At 76.4% G+C, this 20,735-nt stretch carries 22 protein-coding genes; 16 read left to right on the plus strand and 6 right to left on the minus strand.

Translation table 11 applies throughout. From position 1 onward, the window contains the following. Positions 1 to 188: 188 nt before the first annotated feature. Entirely contained in the window at positions 189 to 974 is a 786-nt protein-coding gene (locus tag ACWFNE_RS06550) for a lysophospholipid acyltransferase family protein (RefSeq protein WP_452121626.1), read from the plus strand. Beyond that, positions 971 to 1,999: an NAD(P)H-dependent glycerol-3-phosphate dehydrogenase gene (locus ACWFNE_RS06555; RefSeq protein WP_452121627.1), complete on the plus strand. Its 1,029-nt coding sequence runs from the start codon at positions 971 to 973 to the stop codon at positions 1,997 to 1,999. The genes ACWFNE_RS06550 and ACWFNE_RS06555 overlap by 4 nt, the downstream gene beginning before the upstream one ends. Positions 2,000 to 2,026: 27 nt before the next feature. Here the strand turns inward: ACWFNE_RS06555 and ACWFNE_RS06560 are convergent, their stop codons facing one another. Then, complete coding sequence (locus tag ACWFNE_RS06560; RefSeq protein ID WP_452121628.1) at positions 2,027 to 3,211, minus strand: trans-sulfuration enzyme family protein; 1,185 nt, start codon at positions 3,209 to 3,211, stop codon at positions 2,027 to 2,029. Positions 3,212 to 3,284: 73 nt separating this feature from the next. Here ACWFNE_RS06560 and ACWFNE_RS06565 point away from each other — a divergent pair, with 73 nt between their 5' ends. Further along, the gene (locus ACWFNE_RS06565) at positions 3,285 to 4,433 is read left to right on the plus strand and encodes a D-alanine--D-alanine ligase family protein (RefSeq protein WP_452121629.1); all 1,149 of its coding nucleotides are present in this window, start codon (positions 3,285 to 3,287) and stop codon (positions 4,431 to 4,433) included. Between the two features lie 84 nt (positions 4,434 to 4,517). Here the strand turns inward: ACWFNE_RS06565 and ACWFNE_RS06570 are convergent, their stop codons facing one another. Beyond that, a complete protein-coding gene (locus tag ACWFNE_RS06570) occupies positions 4,518 to 5,048 on the minus strand; it encodes a GNAT family N-acetyltransferase (protein WP_452121630.1) in 531 nt (176 codons plus the stop codon). A gap of 116 nt (positions 5,049 to 5,164) precedes the next feature. Next, complete coding sequence (locus ACWFNE_RS06575) at positions 5,165 to 5,734, minus strand: DUF3515 family protein (protein WP_452121631.1); 570 nt, start codon at positions 5,732 to 5,734, stop codon at positions 5,165 to 5,167. Positions 5,735 to 5,884: 150 nt separating this feature from the next. On the opposite strand from ACWFNE_RS06575, the gene ACWFNE_RS06580 reads away from it, so the two are divergent. Beyond that, complete coding sequence (locus ACWFNE_RS06580; protein WP_452121632.1) at positions 5,885 to 6,871, plus strand: thiamine-phosphate kinase; 987 nt, start codon at positions 5,885 to 5,887, stop codon at positions 6,869 to 6,871. 48 nt (positions 6,872 to 6,919) lie between these two features. Here the strand turns inward: ACWFNE_RS06580 and ACWFNE_RS06585 are convergent, their stop codons facing one another. Beyond that, a complete protein-coding gene (locus tag ACWFNE_RS06585) occupies positions 6,920 to 7,456 on the minus strand; it encodes an N-acetyltransferase family protein (RefSeq protein WP_452121633.1) in 537 nt (178 codons plus the stop codon). A gap of 104 nt (positions 7,457 to 7,560) precedes the next feature. Continuing rightward, complete coding sequence (rpmB, locus tag ACWFNE_RS06590) at positions 7,561 to 7,752, minus strand: 50S ribosomal protein L28 (protein WP_034632165.1); 192 nt, start codon at positions 7,750 to 7,752, stop codon at positions 7,561 to 7,563. Between the two features lie 326 nt (positions 7,753 to 8,078). On the opposite strand from rpmB, the gene ACWFNE_RS06595 reads away from it, so the two are divergent. The 11 genes from ACWFNE_RS06595 to mutM all read left to right on the plus strand — a co-directional run bounded on the left by ACWFNE_RS06595 (position 8,079) and on the right by mutM (position 18,956). Continuing rightward, complete coding sequence (locus tag ACWFNE_RS06595) at positions 8,079 to 9,749, plus strand: DAK2 domain-containing protein (protein ID WP_452121634.1); 1,671 nt, start codon at positions 8,079 to 8,081, stop codon at positions 9,747 to 9,749. Positions 9,750 to 9,849: 100 nt separating this feature from the next. After that, positions 9,850 to 12,126 carry an ATP-dependent DNA helicase RecG gene (locus ACWFNE_RS06600; protein WP_452121635.1) on the plus strand — a complete coding sequence of 759 codons (2,277 nt, stop codon included), beginning with the start codon at positions 9,850 to 9,852 and terminating at the stop codon, positions 12,124 to 12,126. Between the two features lie 69 nt (positions 12,127 to 12,195). Next, a complete protein-coding gene (locus ACWFNE_RS06605) occupies positions 12,196 to 12,888 on the plus strand; it encodes an ABC transporter ATP-binding protein (RefSeq protein ID WP_452121636.1) in 693 nt (230 codons plus the stop codon). Beyond that, entirely contained in the window at positions 12,885 to 14,498 is a 1,614-nt protein-coding gene (locus ACWFNE_RS06610) for a DUF6297 family protein (protein WP_452121637.1), read from the plus strand. Before ACWFNE_RS06605 ends, ACWFNE_RS06610 begins: the two co-directional genes overlap by 4 nt. Further along, complete coding sequence (gene rsmD / locus ACWFNE_RS06615) at positions 14,495 to 15,223, plus strand: 16S rRNA (guanine(966)-N(2))-methyltransferase RsmD (protein WP_452121638.1); 729 nt, start codon at positions 14,495 to 14,497, stop codon at positions 15,221 to 15,223. The genes ACWFNE_RS06610 and rsmD overlap by 4 nt, the downstream gene beginning before the upstream one ends. Positions 15,224 to 15,269: 46 nt before the next feature. Next, on the plus strand, positions 15,270 to 15,773 hold the full coding sequence (gene coaD / locus ACWFNE_RS06620) for a pantetheine-phosphate adenylyltransferase (RefSeq protein WP_452121639.1): 504 nt from the start codon (positions 15,270 to 15,272) through the stop codon (positions 15,771 to 15,773). After that, positions 15,770 to 16,285 carry a hypothetical protein gene (locus ACWFNE_RS06625; RefSeq protein WP_452121640.1) on the plus strand — a complete coding sequence of 172 codons (516 nt, stop codon included), beginning with the start codon at positions 15,770 to 15,772 and terminating at the stop codon, positions 16,283 to 16,285. Before coaD ends, ACWFNE_RS06625 begins: the two co-directional genes overlap by 4 nt. Positions 16,286 to 16,395: 110 nt before the next feature. Next, positions 16,396 to 16,992, plus strand: a complete 597-nt coding sequence (locus ACWFNE_RS06630) for a YceD family protein (RefSeq protein WP_452121641.1) — start codon at positions 16,396 to 16,398, stop codon at positions 16,990 to 16,992. A 2-nt stretch (positions 16,993 to 16,994) separates the two neighbouring features. Further along, positions 16,995 to 17,192: a 50S ribosomal protein L32 gene (gene rpmF / locus ACWFNE_RS06635; protein WP_258723776.1), complete on the plus strand. Its 198-nt coding sequence runs from the start codon at positions 16,995 to 16,997 to the stop codon at positions 17,190 to 17,192. Positions 17,193 to 17,241: 49 nt separating this feature from the next. Next, positions 17,242 to 18,027 (plus strand): ribonuclease III, encoded by a 786-nt coding sequence (gene rnc / locus ACWFNE_RS06640; RefSeq protein WP_452121642.1) that lies wholly within the window; start codon positions 17,242 to 17,244, stop codon positions 18,025 to 18,027. Between the two features lie 5 nt (positions 18,028 to 18,032). After that, complete coding sequence (gene mutM, locus ACWFNE_RS06645) at positions 18,033 to 18,956, plus strand: bifunctional DNA-formamidopyrimidine glycosylase/DNA-(apurinic or apyrimidinic site) lyase (RefSeq protein WP_452121643.1); 924 nt, start codon at positions 18,033 to 18,035, stop codon at positions 18,954 to 18,956. A gap of 15 nt (positions 18,957 to 18,971) precedes the next feature. Here the strand turns inward: mutM and ACWFNE_RS06650 are convergent, their stop codons facing one another. Next, positions 18,972 to 19,916: a phosphoglycerate dehydrogenase gene (locus tag ACWFNE_RS06650; RefSeq protein WP_452121644.1), complete on the minus strand. Its 945-nt coding sequence runs from the start codon at positions 19,914 to 19,916 to the stop codon at positions 18,972 to 18,974. Between the two features lie 118 nt (positions 19,917 to 20,034). On the opposite strand from ACWFNE_RS06650, the gene ACWFNE_RS06655 reads away from it, so the two are divergent. Next, on the plus strand, positions 20,035 to 20,661 hold the full coding sequence (locus tag ACWFNE_RS06655; RefSeq protein ID WP_452121982.1) for a response regulator: 627 nt from the start codon (positions 20,035 to 20,037) through the stop codon (positions 20,659 to 20,661). Positions 20,662 to 20,735 lie beyond the last annotated feature (74 nt).

Raw genomic sequence — 20,735 nt, forward strand, 5'->3', positions numbered from 1 at the left:
GGGGGGAGCCTTGGGGGAAAGGTCGGGGGGCTGGGGGGGGGGGTCGAAGAGGGGGGGAACCCCCCCCCTCCCTAACGCGGACGCGGGAGCCCGCACCAGCCCGGTGCGGGCTCGCGGCGCGTCTGGCACGCGTCTGGCACGGACGGGGCACGCACCGGGTGCGAGCGGGACGGGTAGCATCCGTCAGCGTGCCAGCACCGAAGCGGTCCAACCGCGCCTACCGCAACGTCGCCCGCATCGTGCGGCCGCTGATGAGCTCGATGACCCGGACCGACTGGCACGGGACCGAGCACCTGCCGACGTCCGGCGGGTTCATCGCGGCGTCCAACCACATGACCGAGATCGACCCGCTGACCTTCGCGCACTACCTGTGGGACGCCGGGTTCGCGCCGCGCATCCTCGCGAAGGACCCGCTGTTCCGGGTGCCCGTGCTCGGCCGGATCCTGCACGCGACCGGCCAGATCCCCGTGTACCGGGGCAGCAGCGACGCCGGGCGCTCGCTCGAGGCCGGGGTCCAGGCGCTGCGGGACGGGGAGTGCGTCGCGGTGTTCCCCGAGGGGACGCTCACGCGCGAGCCCGCGCTGTGGCCGATGAGCGGCAAGACCGGCGTCGCGCGCCTCGCGCTCAGCACGCAGGTCCCGGTCGTCCCCGTCGCGCAGTGGGGGCCGCAGGACGTGCTCGGGCGGTACGCGAAGGTGCTCAAGCCGATCCCGCGCAAGAAGGTCACGGTCGTCGCCGGGCCGCCCGTGGTGCTCGACGACCTGTACGGGCGCCCGCAGGACACCGCGACGCTCCGTGAGGCCACCGAGCGGATCATGGCGGCCATCACGGTCCTGCTCGAGGGGATCCGTGGGGAGAAGGCCCCCGAGGTGCGGTACGACATGCGCCGCGCGAAGGCGGCCGGCGCGCCGCAGCCCGACGCGCCACCCGGTGCACAGGGTGGTGACGCCTCGGCGGAGCCGGGGACCCCGTGACGGAGCGGGCGACGGGGGAGCGCGCGGTGCGGGCCACGGTGCTCGGCTCGGGCGCGTGGGGCACGACGTTCGCGGCCGTGCTCGCCGACGCCGGCTGCGACGTCACCGTCTGGGGGCGCAGCGCCGCGACGTGCGAGCAGATCGCGCGCGAGCACCGCAACGAGGCCTACCTCCCGGGGATCCGGCTGCCCGACGGCGTGACCGCGACGACGGACCCGCGTGCGGCCCTCGCGGACGCCGACCTCGTGGCCATCGCCATCCCCTCGCAGAGCGCCCGCGCGACGCTCGAGCCGCTCCGCGACGCGTTCCCCGCCGGAGCGGTCGCGGTCTCGCTGATGAAGGGCGTCGAGCTCGCGACGGACCGGCGCATGAGCCAGGTCGTCGCGGACGCGCTCGGGCTGCCCGACGAGCGCGTCGCGGTCGTGTCCGGGCCCAACCTCGCGCGCGAGATCGCCCAGCGCCAGCCCACCGCGACCGTCGTGGCGTCGTCGAGCGACGCGACCGCGCGGCTCGTGGCGCAGGCGTGCGCGTCGTCGTACTTCCGGCCGTACACCAACGACGACGTCGTGGGCGTCGAGCTGTGCGGAGCGGTGAAGAACGTGATCGCGCTCGCGGTCGGGATGTCGCAGGGCCGCGGGCTCGGGTTCAACACCATGGCGACCGTCATCACCCGCGGCCTCGTCGAGATCACGCGCCTGGGCCTCGCGCTCGGGGCCGACGCCGACACGTTCCCCGGCCTCGCGGGCATGGGCGACCTCATGGCGACGTGCGCGTCCCCCGACTCGCGCAACCACACCCTCGGCGTGCACCTCGGGCAGGGCATGACGCTCGCCCAGGCCATCGAGGCGACCGGGGGGACCGCCGAGGGCGTCAAGAGCTCGCGCTCGGTGCTCGAGCTCGCGACGAGCGTGGGCGTCGAGATGCCGATCACGGCGGCCGTCGTGCAGGTCGTGCACGAGGGGCTGCCCGTGGACCGGCTCGCGAGCCTGCTGCTCGCCCGGCCGCACAAGGCCGAGGGCGTCTGACCGCCGACCGGCGCGCTGCCGGCGGAGTCAGGCCTGCGTGCGCTGCGCCTCGGCGAGTGCCTGGTCGAGGTCGGCCCACAGGTCCTCGACGTCCTCGATGCCGACCGAGAGCCGCAGGAGGTCCTCCGGCACGGTGAGCGACTCGGTCGCGAACCGGCGACGGCGCTCGAGCATCGAGTCGGCGCCCCCGAGGCTCGTCGCGGGCACCCACAGCCGCACCGCGTCGACGACCGCGTCCGCCGCGGCGACCCCGCCCCGGGGCACGACCCCGAGGATCGCGCCGTAGCCGTCCATCTGGGCGGTGGCGCGTGCGTGACCCGGGTCGTCGGGCAGGCTCGGGTGGCGTACGAGCGCGACGGCGGGGTGCTCCGCGAGGCGTCGGGCGAGCTCCGCGGCGCTGGCCTGGGCGCGCTCGACCCGCAGCGCGAGCGTGCGGACCCCGCGCAGCGCGAGCCACACCTCGAACGGGCCGGCGATGCTGCCGTGCATCGTGCGGTAGGCGTGCAGGCGCGCGTGCAGCGCGTCGTCGTCCGCGAGGGCCGCGCCGAGCACGACGTCGCTGTGGCCCGCGAGGTACTTCGTGACCGAGTGCACGACGACGTCCGCACCGTGCTCGAAGGGCCGCTGGACGAGCGGCGTCGCGAACGTGTTGTCGACCGCGACGAGCGCGCCGGCGTCGTGCGCGCCCGCGACCAGCGCCGGGAGGTCCGCGACCTCGAGCATCGGGTTGGTCGGGGACTCGATCCACAGCAGGTCCGCCGGGCGCCCGCCGGCGTCGCCGCGCACGGCTGCGAGGACCTCCTCGGTGCGGTCGACGTCGACGAGCACGACCTCGACGCCCGAGCGGTCCGCGAGGTCGCGCGCGTAGCCCAGGGACACCTGGTAGGCGTGCCGCGGCATCACGAGCCGGCCGCGCGGCGGGACGAGCGAGAGCGCGGCGGCGATGGCGGCCATGCCGGAGCCGAAGACGAGCGCCGGGTGGGTCGACCCCTCGAGCTGCCCGAGCGTCTCCTCGAACGGGTGCCAGGCCGCGGTGTCGATGCGCCCGTAGAGCGGGTCGCCCGGTCCCGGGACGCCCGCCGAGACGAACGTCGACGTGAGCACGACCGGCGGGTTGAGGGGAGCCCCGGGGATGCGGGGCGGACGCCCGGCCGTGACCGCGAGGGTCGACGGGGCGACGGTGGGACGGGCTGCGGTGGGGTCGTCGAGCACGTGCTCAGGGTAGTCGGGGTGCGGACCACGGACGGCGTCCGGCGCCGGTCGGGGGCCGGTAGGGTCGGGCGCGATGGAGACGACCCCGCCCCCGCTCGACGTTCCTGCGACCGGGCCGCGCCCGCGCGTGCTGCTGCTGTTCGGTGGCCGTTCCGGGGAGCACGCGATCAGCTGCGCGACCGCCGGCGGCGTGCTCCGGGCGATCGACCGCAGCCGCTACGACGTCCTGCCGGTCGGCATCACGCCCGGCGGTCGCTGGGTCCTCGTCGAGGACGACCCGGACACCTGGTCGATCGTCGACGGCCGGCTCCCCGAGGTCGTGGACGGGCCGCGGCGCGTGCTGCTGCCCCAGGCCGCCGACGAGGACGCGGTGCGGGTGCTCGAGGCCGGGCTGCTGCCGCAGGACATCGGCCGGGTCGACGTCGTGCTCCCGCTGCTGCACGGCCCGTTCGGTGAGGACGGCACGCTGCAGGGCATGCTCGAGCTCGCGGACGTGCGCTACGTCGGCGCCGGGGTGCTCGCGTCGGCCGTCGGCATGGACAAGCACGTCATGAAGCTGGTGCTCGCCGGTCAGGGGCTCCCGGTCGCGCCGTTCGTCGTGCTCCGACCCGGCGACTTCGCGCGGGACCCCGAGGGGTGGACGCGCCAGATCGAGCCCCTCGGGCTGCCGGTGTACGTCAAGCCCGCACGGGCCGGGTCGAGCCTCGGGATCTCCCGGGTCGACGACCTCGCGGACCTCCCCGCCGCCGTCGCGGAGGCCGAGCGGCACGACCCCAAGGTGCTCGTCGAGACCGGCATCGTCGGCCGGGAGATCGAGTGCGCGGTGCTCGGGGGGCGTCACGGCGCACGTGCCCGGGCGTCGCTGCCGGGCGAGATCGTCGTGAGCGACGCCAAGAACGGGTTCTACGACTTCGAGGCCAAGTACCTCGACGAGGGCGCGGTCCAGCTGACCTGCCCCGCGGACCTGCCCGGCGACCTCGTCGAGCGGGTCCAGGACGTCGCCGTCCGCACGTTCGAGGCCGTGAGCTGCGAGGGCCTCGCGCGCGTCGACGTGTTCGTGACCCCGGACGGCGAGGTCGTGGTCAACGAGATCAACACCATGCCCGGGTTCACGCCGTTCTCGATGTACCCGCGCATGTGGGAGGCGACGGGCCTCACGTACCCGGACCTGATCGACGAGCTCCTGCGGCTCGCGCTCGAGCGGCCGACCGGGCTGCGCTGAGGCGGCAGGCCGGGCGGTGTCAGGCGCGTCGCGCGGGCTGGCCAGGAGCGTCGCGCGGGCTGGTCAGGAGCGTCGTGGTCGTCGTCAGGACGCGTGCGCGCCCTCCGGAGAGGCCGACGCGGCGGTCGCGGGCCCGGCGGCGTCGGACCCGGTGACCCGGCGCGTCATGAACGTGCTGTGCGGGCTCGGCAGGTAGTCGGCGAACGGTCCGCACTCGGCGAAGCCCGTGCGGGCGTACAGAGAACGGGCAGGCGCGAAGCCGGGCTGCGAACCCGTCTCGAGGCTGACCCGCTCGAGGCCCCGCTCTCGGGCGAGCACGAGCAGGTGGTCGAGGAGGGCGCGCGCGACGCCACGCCCCCGGGCCTCCTGCGCGGTGTGCATGGACTTGACCTCGGCGTGCGTCGCGTCGAGCTGCTTGAGCGCCGCGACCCCCAGCAGGGTGCCCTCCGAGCGCAGGCTCACGAACGTCACGGACGGGTCGACGAGCCCGTCGACGTCGAGCGCGTGCACGTCCTCGGGCGGGCTCTGCGCGTTCATGAGCGCGAGGTGGCGCTCCAGGAGGCGGCGCACGTCGGCTGCACGGGGGTCGTCCGGGGCGATCACGCTCGTCTGCACGGCGCACACCGTACCCGCCGGTGCGCGGTCGACGACGCGTGCGCCCGGGGTCGGGCAGGTCGTTGGGCCGACCGGTCCACCGGCCAGCCGGGCCAACCGGCTGGCCGGCCAACCGGTCAGCCCGTCAGCCCGAGGCACGTGCGCTCGGGCGCGAGCAGGTCGACGGCCGGGCCGAGCTGGTCGAGGAAGGACGTCGAGCGGTTCGAGACGACCTCCGCGGGCACGACGACCTCGATCGCCGGCTCGCGGCCGTACGTCGTGAAGGTCCAGTCCGTCGCACCCTCCGCCGGGCCCGACCCTCCCGCGCCGTCCGCCGTCCCGTCGGCCGTCCCGTCGGTCGCGGCACCGGGGGCCGCGCCGCCGCCGCCGTCGTCCGCGGGCACCGCGAGCCAGTCGATGCTCGGTCCCCCCGGTGTCTCGACCGTGACGCACCGGTCGGTCGTCGGCCCGGGGGGCTCGACGCCGCAGCGCAGCACGACCGGCGCCGTCGCGGTGCCCCACGCGGTGCTGGCCTGGCTCGACGTCGCGAGGCGGGGCAGCCCCCCGAGCTCGTCGGGCAGCGCGAGCACGACGCGCGCGCACGCGGGTTCGTGGCCGTACGGCGCCTCCGCGACCGAGACGGTGGGTGCGCAGCCGGCGAGGAGCACGACGAGCGCGACGACCGCAGGCCCGCGGCCGCGCCGCACCGCGCGGAGACGACGGCCACGGGGGAGCGGGGACGGGGGACGGCGGCGCACGACCCCACGCTAACCCGCCCCCGCGGACCCCTCCGACGCCCTCCGACCCCCTCCGACCCGGTGCGCCGGTCACCGGACGGGCCGGATACCGTGCTGGTCGTGACCGCCCCCGACGACCCGACCGTGGCCGACCTGTCCGAGGACGAGCTGCTCGCCCGGATCTTCCCGCACCTGCCGCGCGGCTCGCGGACCCTCGTGCCGCCGGGTGACGACGCCGCCGTCGTGAGCGCGCCGGATGGCCGGGTCGTCGTGTCGACCGACGTCCTGGTCGAGGGCCGGCACTTCCGCCGTGACTGGTCGAGCGGGGAGGACGTCGGGCACCGGGCGGCCGCGCAGAACCTCGCGGACGTCGCGGCGATGGGCGCCGTGCCGACCGCGCTCGTCGTCGCCCTGGTCGCACCGGGCGACCTGCCGGCGTCCTGGGTGACCGGGCTCGCGCGCGGCCTCGGGGCGGCGTGCTCGCCGCTCGACGTCGGCGTCGTCGGCGGGGACCTGTCGGGCGGTCCCGCCGTCGTGGTCTCCGTCACGGTGCACGGCGACCTCGCGGGGCGTGCGCCGGTGCTGCGCTCGGGCGCGCAGGAAGGTGACGTCGTCGCGCACGCCGGGGTGCAGGGACGCTCGGCCGCCGGGCTGGCGCTCCTGCTCGCGGGCCGCGCCGACGCGGACGCCGGGCTCGTCCGGGCCTACCTGCGGCCCGACCCGCCGCTGGCAGCCGGCCCGGCCGCGGCGGACGCCGGCGCGAGCGCGATGCTCGACGTGTCCGACGGGCTGCTGCGCGACGCGGGGCGGATCGCGCGCGCCAGCGGCGTCGTGCTCGACCTCGACGACCCGACCCGGGTGCTCGCGGACGACGTGGCGCGTGTCGCCGGTGCCGCGGAGCTGCTCGGCGCGAACGCTCGGGAGTGGGTGCTCACCGGCGGCGAGGACCACGGGCTGCTCGCGACGTTCCCGCCGGGCAGTCCGCTCCCGGCGCCGTTCCGCCGCATCGGGCGCGTGCTCGCCCGGAGGGCCGGAGCCGCCGGGGTGCTCGTCGACGGGCGGGAGCCGGACGTGCGGACCTCCGGGTGGGACCACTTCGCGCGGTGAGCGCAGCGGCGACGCGCCCTCCGCTGCGCGGCCCCGACGGTGGTCGGCTCAGTGGGCGGCGCCGGGACGCCGGTAGCGCACCTGCAGCAGCTCGATGCCGCCGACCGTCTCGTAGCGCTCGGTGCCGTCGGCCTGGAAGCCGTTGCGGCGGTAGAAGTGCCGGGCGCGCTCGTTCGCGGAGGCGACCCACAGCGTGATCACGGCATGCCGGTCGACCTCGCCGACGACGGTGCGCATGAGGTCGCGGGCCACGCCCTGCCCCCAGCGCTGCGGGTCGAGGTAGATCGCGTAGATCTCGAGGTCCAGCCGCCCGGCGTCCTCGTCCCGGCTCGGGCCGAGCGTCAGGAAGCCCACGACCTCGGCTCCCGCCTGCGCGAGCCACGTGCGGACGTGCTGCCGCGGACCCTCGCGCAGGTCCTCCTCCCAGCGACGGGCACGCGCCTCGAGGTCGAGCGACTCGAGGTAGTCCGCCGGAAGGATCCCGACGTAGGCCTCCTGCCACGACCTCACGTGCACGCGGGCGATGGCCTCCGCGTCCGCGGCGTCGGCGACACGGACGGTGACTTCCTCGATCTGCTGCACCATGACCTCACGATGCCACACCGTGGGGGCAGCACGAAGGCCCACGAGATGTCGACCTCGTGGGCCTTCGGTGACGGCCGAGCGACCGTCAGGCGTCCTGGGGGCGGTCAGACCGCGCGCTGCACCTTGCCGGCCTTGAGGCACGACGTGCAGACGTTGAGGCGCTTGGGGGCACCCGCCACGACGGCGCGGACACGCTGGATGTTCGGGTTCCAACGGCGCTTGGTGCGCACGTGGGAGTGCGAGACGCTGTGCCCGAAGCTCGGGCGCTTGGCGCAGACGTCGCAGGTGGCAGCCACGGTCTTCTCCTGGTTCGGTCGAGCACGCCGCTCTCGCGGCGAAGTCTGGGTCGGATGGTGCGCTCCGCACCGTCCGTGAGGACGACGCGGGACCGTGCGGGACGGACCTGCACCACCTGCGCCCGGCGGCGGACCTGCCGGGCAACCTGGAAAGACTAGCCCATGCCCGAGCCGCGACCCAAATGTCGGCGGGATGGGGCATCGTGTGGGCACGCGTCCCACGCCGACGGCCCTGCGCGCTCGCGGGACGAGCCGGAGCACGCACGCGGGTCGCCTGCGTGCGGTCGCACGGGGGACGCACGTCGACGAGAACGGAGCACGGGCGGTTGGAGCGGCTCGACGGGACGGCGCTGCGCGCGTGGGCTGCCGCCGCGACCACGGCGCTCGCTGCTGCGCGCGCACGGGTCGACGCCGTCAACGTGTTCCCCGTGGCGGACTCCGACACCGGGACCAACGTGTACCTCACGGTCGCCGGCGGCTCCGAGGCGCTCGCGCGGGACCTCGGGGAACCCGGGAGCGGTGGCGAGGACGCGGACGGCGGTGCGGTGAGCGGGCCGGTCGAGCCGGGGGCCGACGCGGTCGCGCGCCGCTTCGCGCACGGGGCGCTGCTGGCGGCACGCGGCAACTCGGGCGTCATCGTGAGCCAGTACCTCGCCGGCCTGGCCCGGTCCCTCCCGGCGTCGGCCGGGCCGGGTGACCTCGCCCGGGCGCTCACCTCGGCCGCCGACGCGGCGCGCGGCGCGGTGGCCGAGCCGCAGGAGGGCACCGTCCTGACGCTCGCCGCGGTCGTCGCCCGGTCGGCGACGGCGGCGGCGGACCGCGGCGCCCCGCTCGCGGACGTGCTGGCGGCCGCCCTCGGCGAGGGGCACGCCGCGCTCGGGAGGATCAGCGCCGACCACCCGGTGCTGCGCGCCGCGCACGTGGTCGACGCGGGCGCGTGCGCGCTGCTCGTGCTGCTCGACGCGCTCGGCCGGGTCGTCGCGGGGGAGGGCGACGCGGCCCCGGACCTCGGCTGGCTCCCGGCGGGGAGCGCGCACCCGCACGCGCCGGCCGGTGACGGACTCCCCGCCGGTGGGCCGGGCACGCACGGCCTGGCCGACGGCGGCGGTGCGTACGAGGTGATGCTCCTCGTGCGGGCGTCGGGCGAGGGCGGCGCAGCACCCGCCGGCGCGGCGCCCGGTGCCGAGCCGGTGGCCGTGCGCGCACCCGACCTGGCGCCCGAGCTCAGCGCGCGGATGCAGGCGCTCGGCGACTCGGTCGCGGTCGTCGGCGGTGAGGGCCTCTGGCACGTCCACGTGCACACCGACGACCCGGGGGCCGCCGTGAGCGGAGCCGCGCTCGGCGCGCGGGACCAGGTCGTCGTGCGGCTGCTCGTGGACCGCGCCGTGACCGGGCTGCCGACCGGCCTGGGCGTCGTCGCGTGCACGGGCTCGGTCGACCTCGCGGGCCCGCTCGCGTCGCTCGGCGCCGTGACGCTCGTGCGCTGCGACGGGGCGGCCGTGAGCGAGCGCCACCTCGTGCGCGCCGTCACGGACACGGGCACGTCGCACGTCGTCGTGCTCCCCGGGGACGAGGCGACGGCCGCGCTCGCGCACCGGTGCACCGCGACCCTCGCGGCGGCGGGCCTGAGGATCGAGGTGCTGCCCGCGCTCGACGAGCTGCGCGTCACCGTCGGGGCCCTCGCGCTCGCGGGGTCCGACCCCGGGGCCGGTGCCGACGCGCGCCTGGCGGCGTGCCTGCGGAGCCTGGGGGGGCTGCGCACCTCCGAGGTGCGCGACCCGGCACCCGGGTCGGCGCTCGCGGCGGTCGACGCGCTGCTCGCGGACCACACCGGTCCCTCGGCGCCGGAGACGCTCACGCTGCTGACCGGCTGCGACGTGACGCCGTCGGCGCGGGCCGAGCTCGAGGAGCACGTCGCCGAGCGCCACCCGGAGCTCACGGTGCTGGGTGCGGGACCGGCGGACGGGCTGCCGTCGTACTGGATGGGGGTCGAGTGAACGAGCGGGCAGGGGAGCGCACGGGTCCGGGGAGCCGCACCGCACGCCGGGGGTACGGCGTGCCGGACGCGGCCGGCGCGGTGCTGCGAGGGGGTCGGCGATGAGCGTGCCGGACGACGCCGTGGTGCGCCCCGTGCCCCGGCTCGAGGAGCCGCTGGCTCGGGTGCTGGGCGAGCGCAGCTCTGCGCCGCTCGCGAAGCTCGGGCTGCGCACGAGCGGCGACCTGCTGCGGCACTACCCGCGCCGGTACTCCGAGCCGGGGGCGTTCACGGACCTCGCGCACCTCGTCGTGGGCGAGCACGTGACGGTCATGGCGGAGGTCCGGCAGGCGACGGTCCGCGAGATGCGCTCGCGCGGCGGGGCGATGCTCCAGGCGGTCGTGACCGACGGCAGCCACCAGCTCCACCTCACGTTCTTCGCGAAGCGGCGCGGGGCGCTCCGCCTGCACGAGACGCGGCTCGTCGCCGGGCGGACCGGGCTGTTCACCGGCGTCGTCTCGGACTACCGAGGCCAGCGCCAGCTCACGCACCCCGACTACCAGCTCATCGGCGTGGACGCGGACGACGAGGCGAGCGCGTTCCTCGAGGCGTCGCGCCCGATCCCGATCTACCCCGCGTCCGCCGCGGCGCCCACGTGGCGGATCCAGCGCTGCGTGCGGACCGTCCTCGACCCCCTGACCGAGGACGACCTGCCCGACCCGCTGCCCGCCGACGTGCGCGCCCGGCACGGGCTCGTGGGCCTGCGCCAGGCGCTCCTGGACGTGCACGAGCCCTACACCGACGAGCACTGGCAGCGCGGGCGCGACCGGCTGCGGTACGAGGAGGCGTTCGTGCTGCAGGCCGAGCTCGCGCGGCGCCGGTCCCGCGCGGTCGGTGCGGTCGCCACCGCCCGGCCCCGGGTCGACGGCGGCCTGCTCGACCTGTTCGACGCGCAGCTGCCGTTCACGCTCACCGCGGGTCAGCGCGCGGTCGGCGAGGAGCTCGAGCGCGAGCTCACGGCGGCGCACCCGATGCAGCGGCTCCTGCAGGGCGAGGTCGGCTCGGGCAAGACCGTCGTCGCGCTGCGCGCGATGCTCCAGGTGGTCGACGCCGGCGGGCAGGCGGCCCTGCTCGCCCCGACCGAGGTGCTCGCCGCGCAGCACGCACGCACCCTGCGGGCGCTGCTGGGCCCGCTCGGCGAGGGCGGCTTCCTCGGCGGCGCCGAGCAGAGCACCCGCGTCGCGCTGCTCACGGGGTCCCAGGGCGCGACGGCGCGCCGGGAGAACCTGCTCGACGCCGCGGGCGGGCGGGCCGGCATCGTCGTCGGCACGCACGCGCTGCTCTCGGAGACCGTGCAGTTCGCGGACCTCGGGCTCGTGGTGGTCGACGAGCAGCACCGCTTCGGCGTCGAGCAGCGCGACACGCTCCGGGCCAAGGCCGCGCAGACCCCGCACCTCCTCGTGATGACCGCGACGCCGATCCCGCGGACCGTCGCGATGACGGTGTTCGGCGACCTCGAGACGTCGGTGCTCACCGAGGTCCCGGCCGGGCGCAGCGGCATCACGACGCACGTCGTCCCCGCGGAGAACGCCGCGTGGGTCGAGCGGACGTGGCGGCGCGTGCGCGAGGAGGTCGAGCGCGGCGGGCGGGCGTACGTCGTGTGCCCGCGGATCGACCCCGACGAGGGCAAGGGCGGCGCCCGGCGCGACGAGGGTGACGGCACCGACCTGCTGGCCCCCGACGAGCTCGACCTCGACGGGGCGACCGAGGCCCCCGCCCGGCGGCCGCTGCAGGCCGTGCTCCAGGTCGCGGAGGAGCTGCGCGCCCTCCCGGCGCTCGCGGGCGTCGGCGTCGCCGAGCTGCACGGGCGCATGCCGCCCGACGAGAAGGAGCGCGCGCTCGCGGACTTCGCGTCCGGCCGCGTGCCGGTGCTCGTCTCGACGACGGTCATCGAGGTCGGCGTGGACGTCCCCGAGGCCACCGTCATGATCGTGCTCGACGCCGACCGGTTCGGCCTGTCCCAGCTGCACCAGCTGCGCGGACGCGTCGGTCGCGGCAGCGCGCCCGGGCTGTGCCTGCTCGTCGCCGACGCGCCCGAGGGCACCCCGGCGGCGACGCGGCTCGCGACGCTCGCGTCCACGGGCGACGGCTTCGCGCTCGCGGCGGTCGACCTCGAGCTCCGGCGCGAGGGCGACGTGCTCGGCGCCGCGCAGTCGGGTGCGGCGAGCTCCCTGCGCCTGCTGCGGGTCGCGCGCGACGGCGAGGTCATCGAGCAGGCGCGGACCGACGCGCGCGAGGTGGTCGACGCCGACCCGGAGCTCGAGGGGCACCCGGCGCTGCGGGCCGCGATCGACCGGCAGCTCGCGGGCGAGCGCGAGGAGTTCCTCGACCGGGCGTGAGCCGCCGGGAGGGCGACGAGCGGCTCGTGCGGGCCGGGGCCTCCCGGACGCACTGCGTAGTCTGTCGGCGTGTCGACCGCACCCGTGATCCGTGCCCAGGACCTGCTCGTCGGCTACGGGGGCGAGCCGGTGTGCGCGCCCGTGACGTTCACGCTCGAGCCCGGCTCCGTGCTCGGTCTGGTCGGGCCCAACGGGTCCGGCAAGTCGACGATCCTGCGCGCGGTGCTCGGGCTCCTCGACCCGGCGGGCGGCACCCTGGAGGTGCTCGGGGGCGAGGTCGACGAGCGCGACGTCGCGTACCGCACGCGGGTGTCGAGCGTGCTCGACGACGACGCGTACTTCCCGGCGCTGACCGTCGCGGAGCACCTCTACCTCACGGCGCGCGGTCACGGCGTGCGGGGTGCGCAGGACGTCGTGGACGGGATCCTCGAGGAGTTCGGGCTCGCGACGCACGCGGCGTCGCTGCCCGCGGCGCTCTCGTCGGGCCAGCGCCGGCGGCTCCTGCTCGCGGCGGGCTTCGTCCGACCGCGCGCCCTGCTCGTGCTCGACGAGCCGGAGCAGCGGCTCGACCGCCGGATGCAGGACGCGCTCGCCCAGCGGCTGCGCGAGGAGCGGGCGTCCGGCGGCGCCGTGCTGCTCGCGACGCACGACCCGGGGCTGCTGCGCGCGGTGGCGGACGCGGCCGTGCTCGTGGGCGAGGCGGAGTCCCCGGTGCTGAGCGCCGACGAGGCCGCGGACGTCATCGCGCAGGCGCCCCGGTGAGCGGCGCGACCGACGTGGGCCGCTTCGAGGTCGGCGAGCTGCCGCGGGGTCGCTCGATCCGCAGGTTCACGTCCGCGACCACCAACCAGCGTGCCGGCGCGGGGATCGGCGAGCTGCTCGGCGACGTCTACTATGCGGCGATCATCGCCGCGATCGGCATCGGCATCGCGCTGGGGGTCACGGGCACGCTGCGCGAGGCGCTGCCCGACGCGGCGGAGAGCGCCTCGGGCACCACGGTGTGGTCGCTGCCCGGGCTCAGCCTGCCCGCGCTCGTCGTCGCGGTCGTCGTCGGGCTCGCCGGCGTCGTGCTCTCGCTGTCCGGGCGGCTCGGGCCGGTGAGCGCGGGCGGCCCGGAGGCGACGTGGTGGCTCCCGCTCCCGGTGGAGCGGCGCGGCCTGCTGCGACCCGCCGTCGCCCGCGTCCCCGCCGCCGCCGCGCTCGTGAGCGGCGTCGCGGTGGGCGTGCTCGACGCGGGCGTGCTCGCGGCTCCCGCCGGACGGGTCCTGCCGACCGTGCTCGCCGCGGCGCTCGGTGCGGCCGTCGTGGTGCTCGGGGCGTCGCTCGGGCAGACCCTCGACGTCTCGCGCCGGGCCACCTCGGTCGCCGGCGACCTCGTGCTCGCCGGTGCGGTGCTCCTCGCGGTCGTGAGCGGCGTCGCGGGATGGCACCCCGACGGGCTGCCCGCGGTCACCCCGCTCGTCCTCGTCGGGCTCGCCGTCGCCGCGGGTGCGCTCGTCGTCGCGGTGGACCTCCGGCTCGACCGCATCCCGTCGCGCTCGCTGCGCGCGGGTGGCGCCGTCGCGAGCCAGGCGGTCGGCGCCGTCGTCTCGCTGGACACGCGCGAGCTCGGCCGGGCGCTGACCGACGCGTCGCTGCCCCGGCGCCGTCGCGCGTCCCGCCTGCGGATCGTGCGCGGTCCGTCCTCGGCGCTCGTCGTCGCGGACGCGCTCGTCGTGCTGCGCTCGCCGCGCCGGCTGGTCCTGCTGCTGGCGACCGCCCTGGTCCCGGTGCTCGTGGGCACGGCACCCGCGCTCGCCGGCCCGGTGGGGTTCGCGATCGCTCTCGTCGTCGGCGGCTTCGTGGCGACCACCACGGCGGCGGAAGGCGCGCGGCGCGCGGAGATGGCGCCCGTGCTCGACCGGCTGCTGCCGCTCGGCGCGCGGGACGTGCGGCTCCTGCGGATGGTCGTCCCCGCGGTGGCGATGATCGCGTGGTCGCTCGTCGCGTTCGGCGTGGTCGGGCTGTGGCACGGGGACGTGCCCGGCTGGCTGGCGCTCGGCGTCGCCGCGGTGCCGGTGTGGGCGGGCGCGGCGGTCCGGGCGGCGTACCGGCCGGCCCCCGACTGGTCGGCCCCGCTCGTCTCGACCCCCATGGGGGCGATCCCGACGGGGGTCACCGCGGTGCTCGCGCGCGGGCCCGACGTGCTCGTCCTGGGGCTCGTCCCGGTGCTGGTCAGCATCTTCCTCGGACACGTCCACCCGGAGGTGGTCGTGGTGCAGACCGTCCTGAGCCTCGTGGTCGTGGCCGTGGCGACGAGCACCCGGACGCTCGCCGAGCGGATGGGCCTGTCCGGCGACGCCCCGACGGCGCCGGCCGGGGGTGCGCGGTGACGCGGGTCGTCGCGGGGACGGTCGGCGGCCGCAGCCTCGAGGTCCCGCCCAAGGGCACCCGCCCGACGAGCGAGCGCGTGCGCGAGGCGCTGTTCTCGCGGCTGGCGCACCTGGGCGCTCTCGACGGCGCGCGCGTCCTCGACCTGTACGCGGGCTCGGGCGCGCTCGGCATCGAGGCGGTGAGCAGGGGAGCGGCGCACGCGACGCTCGTCGAGCACGCCCGCGTCGCGGCGGACGTGTGCCGGCGCAACGCCCGGTCGCTGGGGCTTGCCGACCGGGTCGCGGTCGTCGCCGAGCGGGCCGAGCGCTTCGCCGGACGCCCGGCCGTCGCGCCCTGGGACCTCGTGCTCGTCGACCCGCCCTACGACGTGTCCGACGAGGACCTCGCGCAGGTGCTCCTCGGCGTGGCCGGCGCGCTCGACCCGGACGCCGTGGTGGTCGTCGAGCGTGCGGCCCGGGGTGCCGAGCCGACCTGGCCGCCGGGTCTCGAGCGGTTCGACGTCCGCGCGTACGGCGACACGCGCGTGTGGTTCGCGGAGCCGGCACCGCGGGGCACGGACGACGGCACGGCCCAGGGCGCGGGCGACGGCACGGCGCAGGGAACGGACGACGGCACGGCCCAGGGCGCGGACGACGGCCTGGCGCGGGGCACGGGCTACGGCCTGGCGCAGGGCGAGGGCGACGACGGCACCGCGCACGGCACGGAGCGCGGCGCACCCGGGTGAGCAGGGGTTCCGCGCGTCCGGCAGGGGCCTCGCGTAGGTTGGCCGCGTGACCACAGCCGTCTGTCCCGGGTCGTTCGACCCGATCACCCTCGGCCACCTCGACGTCGTCCGCCGCGCGCGCTCGATGTTCGACGAGGTCGTCGTCGGCGTCGCGAGCAACTCCTCGAAGTCGGCGCTGCTGGGCGTCGAGGACCGCGTGCGGCTCGCCCGCGAGGCCGTCGCCGACCTCGCCGGGGTGCGCGTCGAGCCGGTCGTCGGGCTGCTCGCCGACTTCGTGCGGGCGCAAGGAGCGGTCGCGGTGGTCAAGGGGCTGCGCGGCGGCGCCGACTTCGACGCCGAGCTGCCGATGGCGCTGATGAACCGGCACCTGTCGGGCGTCGAGACGGTGTTCGTCGCCGGCGACCCGGCGCTCGCGCACATCGCGTCGTCGCTCGTGAAGGACGTCGCCCGGTTCGGCGGCGCGGTCGAGGACCTCGTGCCCCCGGCCGTGGCGCACGCGGTACGGGAGGCGCTGGGCGTGCGCCCGGCGCCGGGAGGGAGCACCCGATGAGCATGTACGACGACCGTGACGCGGACGGGCAGGACCGGACGCAGCCCGAGGGGCTCACGGGCATCCTCGACGCGCTCGCGTCGGCGGTCTCGAGCGCGCGCGCGATGCCCATGTCCTCCTCGGTCCTGGTCAACCGCGCCGAGCTGCTGGACCTCGTCGAGCAGGCGCGCGACGTGCTGCCCTCGCAGCTCACGCGTGCCGACGAGGTGCTCGCCGACGCCGACCAGGCACGCACCGAGGCGCAGGCGGACGCCGACGCGCTGCTCGCCCGTGCCCGGGAGCGCGCCGCGCAGCTCGTGGACGCCCAGGAGGTCGTCGCGCAGGCGCGTGAGCGGGCCGCCGAGATCGTCCGCGAGGCCGAGCAGACCGCCGAGATGCTGAGCCGCGACGCCGACGACTACTGCGACCGGCGCCTCGCCGACTTCGAGATCGACCTGGGCCGGGTGCTGAGCCAGGTGCAGGCGGGCCGGGCGAAGCTCGCGGGCCGGCTCTCGGGCTCCGAGGACGACTGAGCCGACCGAGCCGACCGAGCCGGTGGACGCGCCGGCGGTTTGGGCGAGCGCCGCCCGTACCGTACTGTTGTCCGTTGGTCCTGCCGGTCATGGCGCGACCGAGACACCTCATGACGGGAACCTGGACCGTGCAGCGCGCGACACACCTCGATCCCCGCTCGCCGTTCGTGCTCGACACCCACGAGCTCGGCCGACGTCCGGGATCGATGCGGACCGTGCAGCGGACCGTCCCGGCACCCGAGGACCTCGGTACCGACGTGATCGGCATCCCCGCCGGGAGCGACCTCGAGCTGGATCTGCGGCTCGAGGCGGTCATGGAGGGGGTCCTGGTCTCCGGATCCGTCCGCGGCCGGGCGGTCGGGGAGTGCGTGCGCTGCCTGGAGGAGGTCGTCGAGGATGTCGACGTCAGCCTCCAGGAGCTCTACGTCTACCCCGAGCGTGCCGCCGTCGCGGTCGAGGACGGCGACGACGACGAGGACGTGCGTGAGCTCGAGGGCGACCTGGTCGACCTCGAGCCCGCGCTGCGCGACACGGTGGTCCCTGTGCTGCCGTTCCAACCGCTGTGCGGGCCCGACTGCCCAGGACTGTGCTCCGAGTGCGGAGCGCGCCTGGCGGACGACCCGAACCACACGCATGAGATCCTTGACCCTCGGTGGGCCGCGCTCGGTGGCCTGACGAGCACGCAAGACGACACGAAAGAGAGCTAGCCGTGGCTGTTCCGAAGCGCAAGATGTCGCGCAGCAACACCCGTGCGCGTCGGTCGCAGTGGAAGACCACTGCCACCGCGCTCGCCACCTGCCCGCAGTGCAAGGCGCAGACGCGTCCGCACACGGCGTGCCCGTCCTGCGGTGCGTACAACAACCGCCGCTACGTCGAGGCCATCCGTAGCGAGCACGAGGTCGGCTGACGCCGACGTCGCCGGCCGTGATCCGCGTGCACCCGTCACCGACGCCCGCATGAGCCTCGCAGCCGCCCAGCTCGTCGAGAAGCTCGGGGTCCTCCTGGACCCCGAGCTTCTCGTGCTGTCCCTGACCCACCGGTCGTTCGCGCACGAGGCCGGCGGCATCCCCACGAACGAGAGGCTCGAGTTCCTGGGCGACACCGTCCTCGGGCTCGTCGTGACCGAGGAGCTGTACCGCGGGCACCCGTCGCAGTCCGAGGGCGAGCTCGCGAAGATGCGCGCGGCGACCGTCTCGCAGCGCGCGCTCGCCGGGGTCGCGCGCGAGCTCGACCTGGGCGCGTACGTGCTGCTCGGCAAGGGCGAGCTCGCGACCGGGGGTCACGACAAGGACTCGATCCTCTCCGACACGCTCGAGGCGCTGTTCGGGGCCGTCTACCTCTCGCACGGGCTCGAGACCGCGCGCGGTGTGGTGCTGCGCCTCGTCGGTCCCACGCTCGAGGCCGCCGCCGACCTGGGCGCGGGCCTCGACTGGAAGACGAGCCTGCAGGAGCTCTCCGCGGCGCTCGGCCTGGGCGCGCCGTCGTACGACGTCCAGGGCGACGGCCCCGACCACGCGCGGACGTTCACCGCACACGCGATCGTCGGGGGAGTGGGCCGCGGCAGCGGGACCGGCCCGGCGAAGAAGCTCGCCGAGCAGCACGCTGCCGCTGCGGCGTACCGCGCGCTCGAGGAGCTGTCGCACGCCGCCGCGCCGACGCCCGCGGACGCCGACCCCGCCTCCGCCGATGACGGGTCGTCCGTCGCCGGCACGCCCGCGACGGCACCCGCGCCCGCCCCCTGAGGCTCGTGCCCGAGCTGCCCGAGGTCGAGACCGTCCGCGACGGGCTGGCCCGCCATGTGCTCGGCCGCACGGTCGCCGGCGTCGAGGTGCACCGCGACTACAGCGTCCGCCGCCACGTCGGCGGACCGCTCGACCTCGCCGGGCGGCTCGCGGGTCGCCGGTTCGAGGCCGCGGTGCGCCGCGGCAAGTTCCTCTGGGTCGTGCTCGACGCACCCGGCACCGAGCATCCCGACGCGGCGCTGCTCGCGCACCTGGGCATGAGCGGGCAGCTCCTCGTGCGCTCCGCGGCCGAGCTCGAGGGGGGAGCCCCGCACCCGCACCTGCGCGTCCGGGTGCGCCTGTCCGACGGTGGCGCGCTCGACTTCGTGGACCAGCGGACGTTCGGCCACCTGTCGGTCACGGACCTCGTCCCGACCCCCGACGGGGCACCGGGCGGCCTCGGGTCCGAGCTGCCGCTGCTCCCCGAGCCCGCGGTGCACATCGCGCGCGACCTGCTCGACCCCGCGCTCGACCGGGACGGCCTCGTGCGCCGGCTCCGGGCCAGGCGGACCGGGCTCAAGCGCGCGCTGCTCGACCAGACGCTGGTGTCGGGGATCGGCAACATCTACGCCGACGAGGGGCTGTGGCGCGCACGCCTGCACTACGCGCGCCCGACCGAGACCCTACGGCGCGCGGAGGTCGAGAGGGCGCTCGACGGCGCCGCCGAGGTCATGCGTGCCGCGCTCGCGCAGGGCGGCACGAGCTTCGACGCGCTCTACGTCAACGTCAACGGGCAGTCCGGGTACTTCGACCGGTCGCTCGCGGTCTACGGGCAGGGTGGCAAGCCGTGCCCGCGCTGCGGGGCGCTCGTGCGGCGCGACGAGTTCATGAACCGCTCGGCGTTCACCTGCCCGGTCTGCCAGCCGCGGCCCCGCAACGCCCGGTTCTGAGCGGTCGCGGCGGCTTCAGCGCGTGACCGTGTTGCGCAGCGGCCGGCCCGCGACGAACAGCGCGAGGTTCTCGGTGAGCAGCCCGCCCGGGTCCACGGGCCGCCCGCCCGCGGCGTGCGGGCTGACGATCACGCGGCGCTCGGACCACAGGGGCGAGTCGGCGGGCAGGGGCTCGGTCTCGAACACGTCGAGCGCCGCGCCGCCGAGCCGGTCGCCGCGCAGCGCGTCGAGCAGCGCCGCCTCGTCGAGCGTCGAGCCGCGCCCGACGTTGACGACCCACGCGTGCCGGGGGAGCTGCGCGAGGACGTCTGCGCCGATCGCGTGCCGCGTCGCCTCGGTCGCCGGGAGGATCGCGACCAGCACGTCGGTGCCGGGCAGCGCCCGGCCCACCTCCGACGCAGCGATCACTGGGTACCCGGCACGCTCGCCGGCGGTCGTCGCGACGCCGGTCACGTGCGCGCCGAGCGCGGTCAGGAGCGGGGCGAACCGCGCTGCGATGGACCCGAAGCCCCACACGAGCACGTGCGCGCCCGAGAGCGTGCGCAGCGCGTCCGCGGGGCGCCCGGGGTGGTTGCCGCTGAGCTCGCGCGCCCACCGGTGCTCGTCCTGCGCGCGGACGAGGTCGGGCAGCGCGCGGACGCCTGCGAGGACCAGGGCGAGCGTGTGCTCCGCGACGGGGTCGTCGTGCAGGCCCCGGCCCGAGGTGACGACGACGTCGTCCGCGAAGCCCGCCCCCAGCACGGCGTCGGGCCCGGCGGCGAACGTCTGGACCCACCGCAGCCGGTGCAGGCGGCGCGCGGCGTCCTCGAGGACGTGGGCGGGGCTCGCCCACACGACGAGCACCTCGGCGTCGACGTGCTCCTCGGGCACGGGCTCGCGCGGGTCGTACCAGGCGGCCTCGACGTCGTCGGGGAGCGTGGGGTCCAGGTCGAGCCCGGTCGGGATCAGCACGGTCGTCATGGCGTCCTTCGGTGCGTCGTGGGTGCGGGTCGAGGGCCGCCTGGCGGCTCCTCCTCGGTACGATGCCACGGTGCCCCCCACCACACCGCCCACCGCGAACGACCGCCCGATCAGCGTCATGATCGTCGACGACCACGAGGTGGTCCGGCGGGGCATCGCGGAGGTCGTGGAGCGCGCCGAGGGCATGACGGTGATCGCCGAGGCGGGTTCGGTCGCCGACGGCGTGCGGCGCGCGGGGCTCGTGCGCCCGCAGATCCTGCTCGTCGACCTCCAGCTCCCCGACGGCACCGGGATCGACCTCATGACCCAGGTCCGCGCGACGCAGCCCGAGGTCAAGGCCGTGGTGCTCACCTCGTTCGACGACGACGACGCCCTCGCCGCCGCGCTCGGGGCCGGTGCCTCCGCGTACCTGCTCAAGAGCGTCCGGGGCGCCGAGATCACCGAGGTCATCAGGGCCGTCGCGGCGGGCCGCACGCTGCTCGACGAGCGGACCGTGACCCGCCGCCGTGCCGGCCACGACGACCCGACGGAGAACCTCACGCCGAGCGAGATGAAGGTGCTCGACCTCATCGGCGAGGGCATGTCGAACCGGGAGATCGCCGAGCGGCTCGGCGTCGCGGAGAAGACGGTCAAGAACCACATCACGTCGCTGCTCGCGAAGATGGGCCTCCAGCGGCGCACCCAGGTCGCCGCGTGGGTCGCCGCGCGCAAGCACAGCGGGTGGCGCGCCGAGACGGGTCACTGAGCCGGGGCGGGTCGCTGAGCCGAGGCGGGCGCCGAGCCGAGACGGGTCACCGACCGGCCCGTCCCTGTTCGTCC

The sequence above is a fragment of the Cellulomonas sp. NPDC055163 genome (assembly GCF_053607065.1).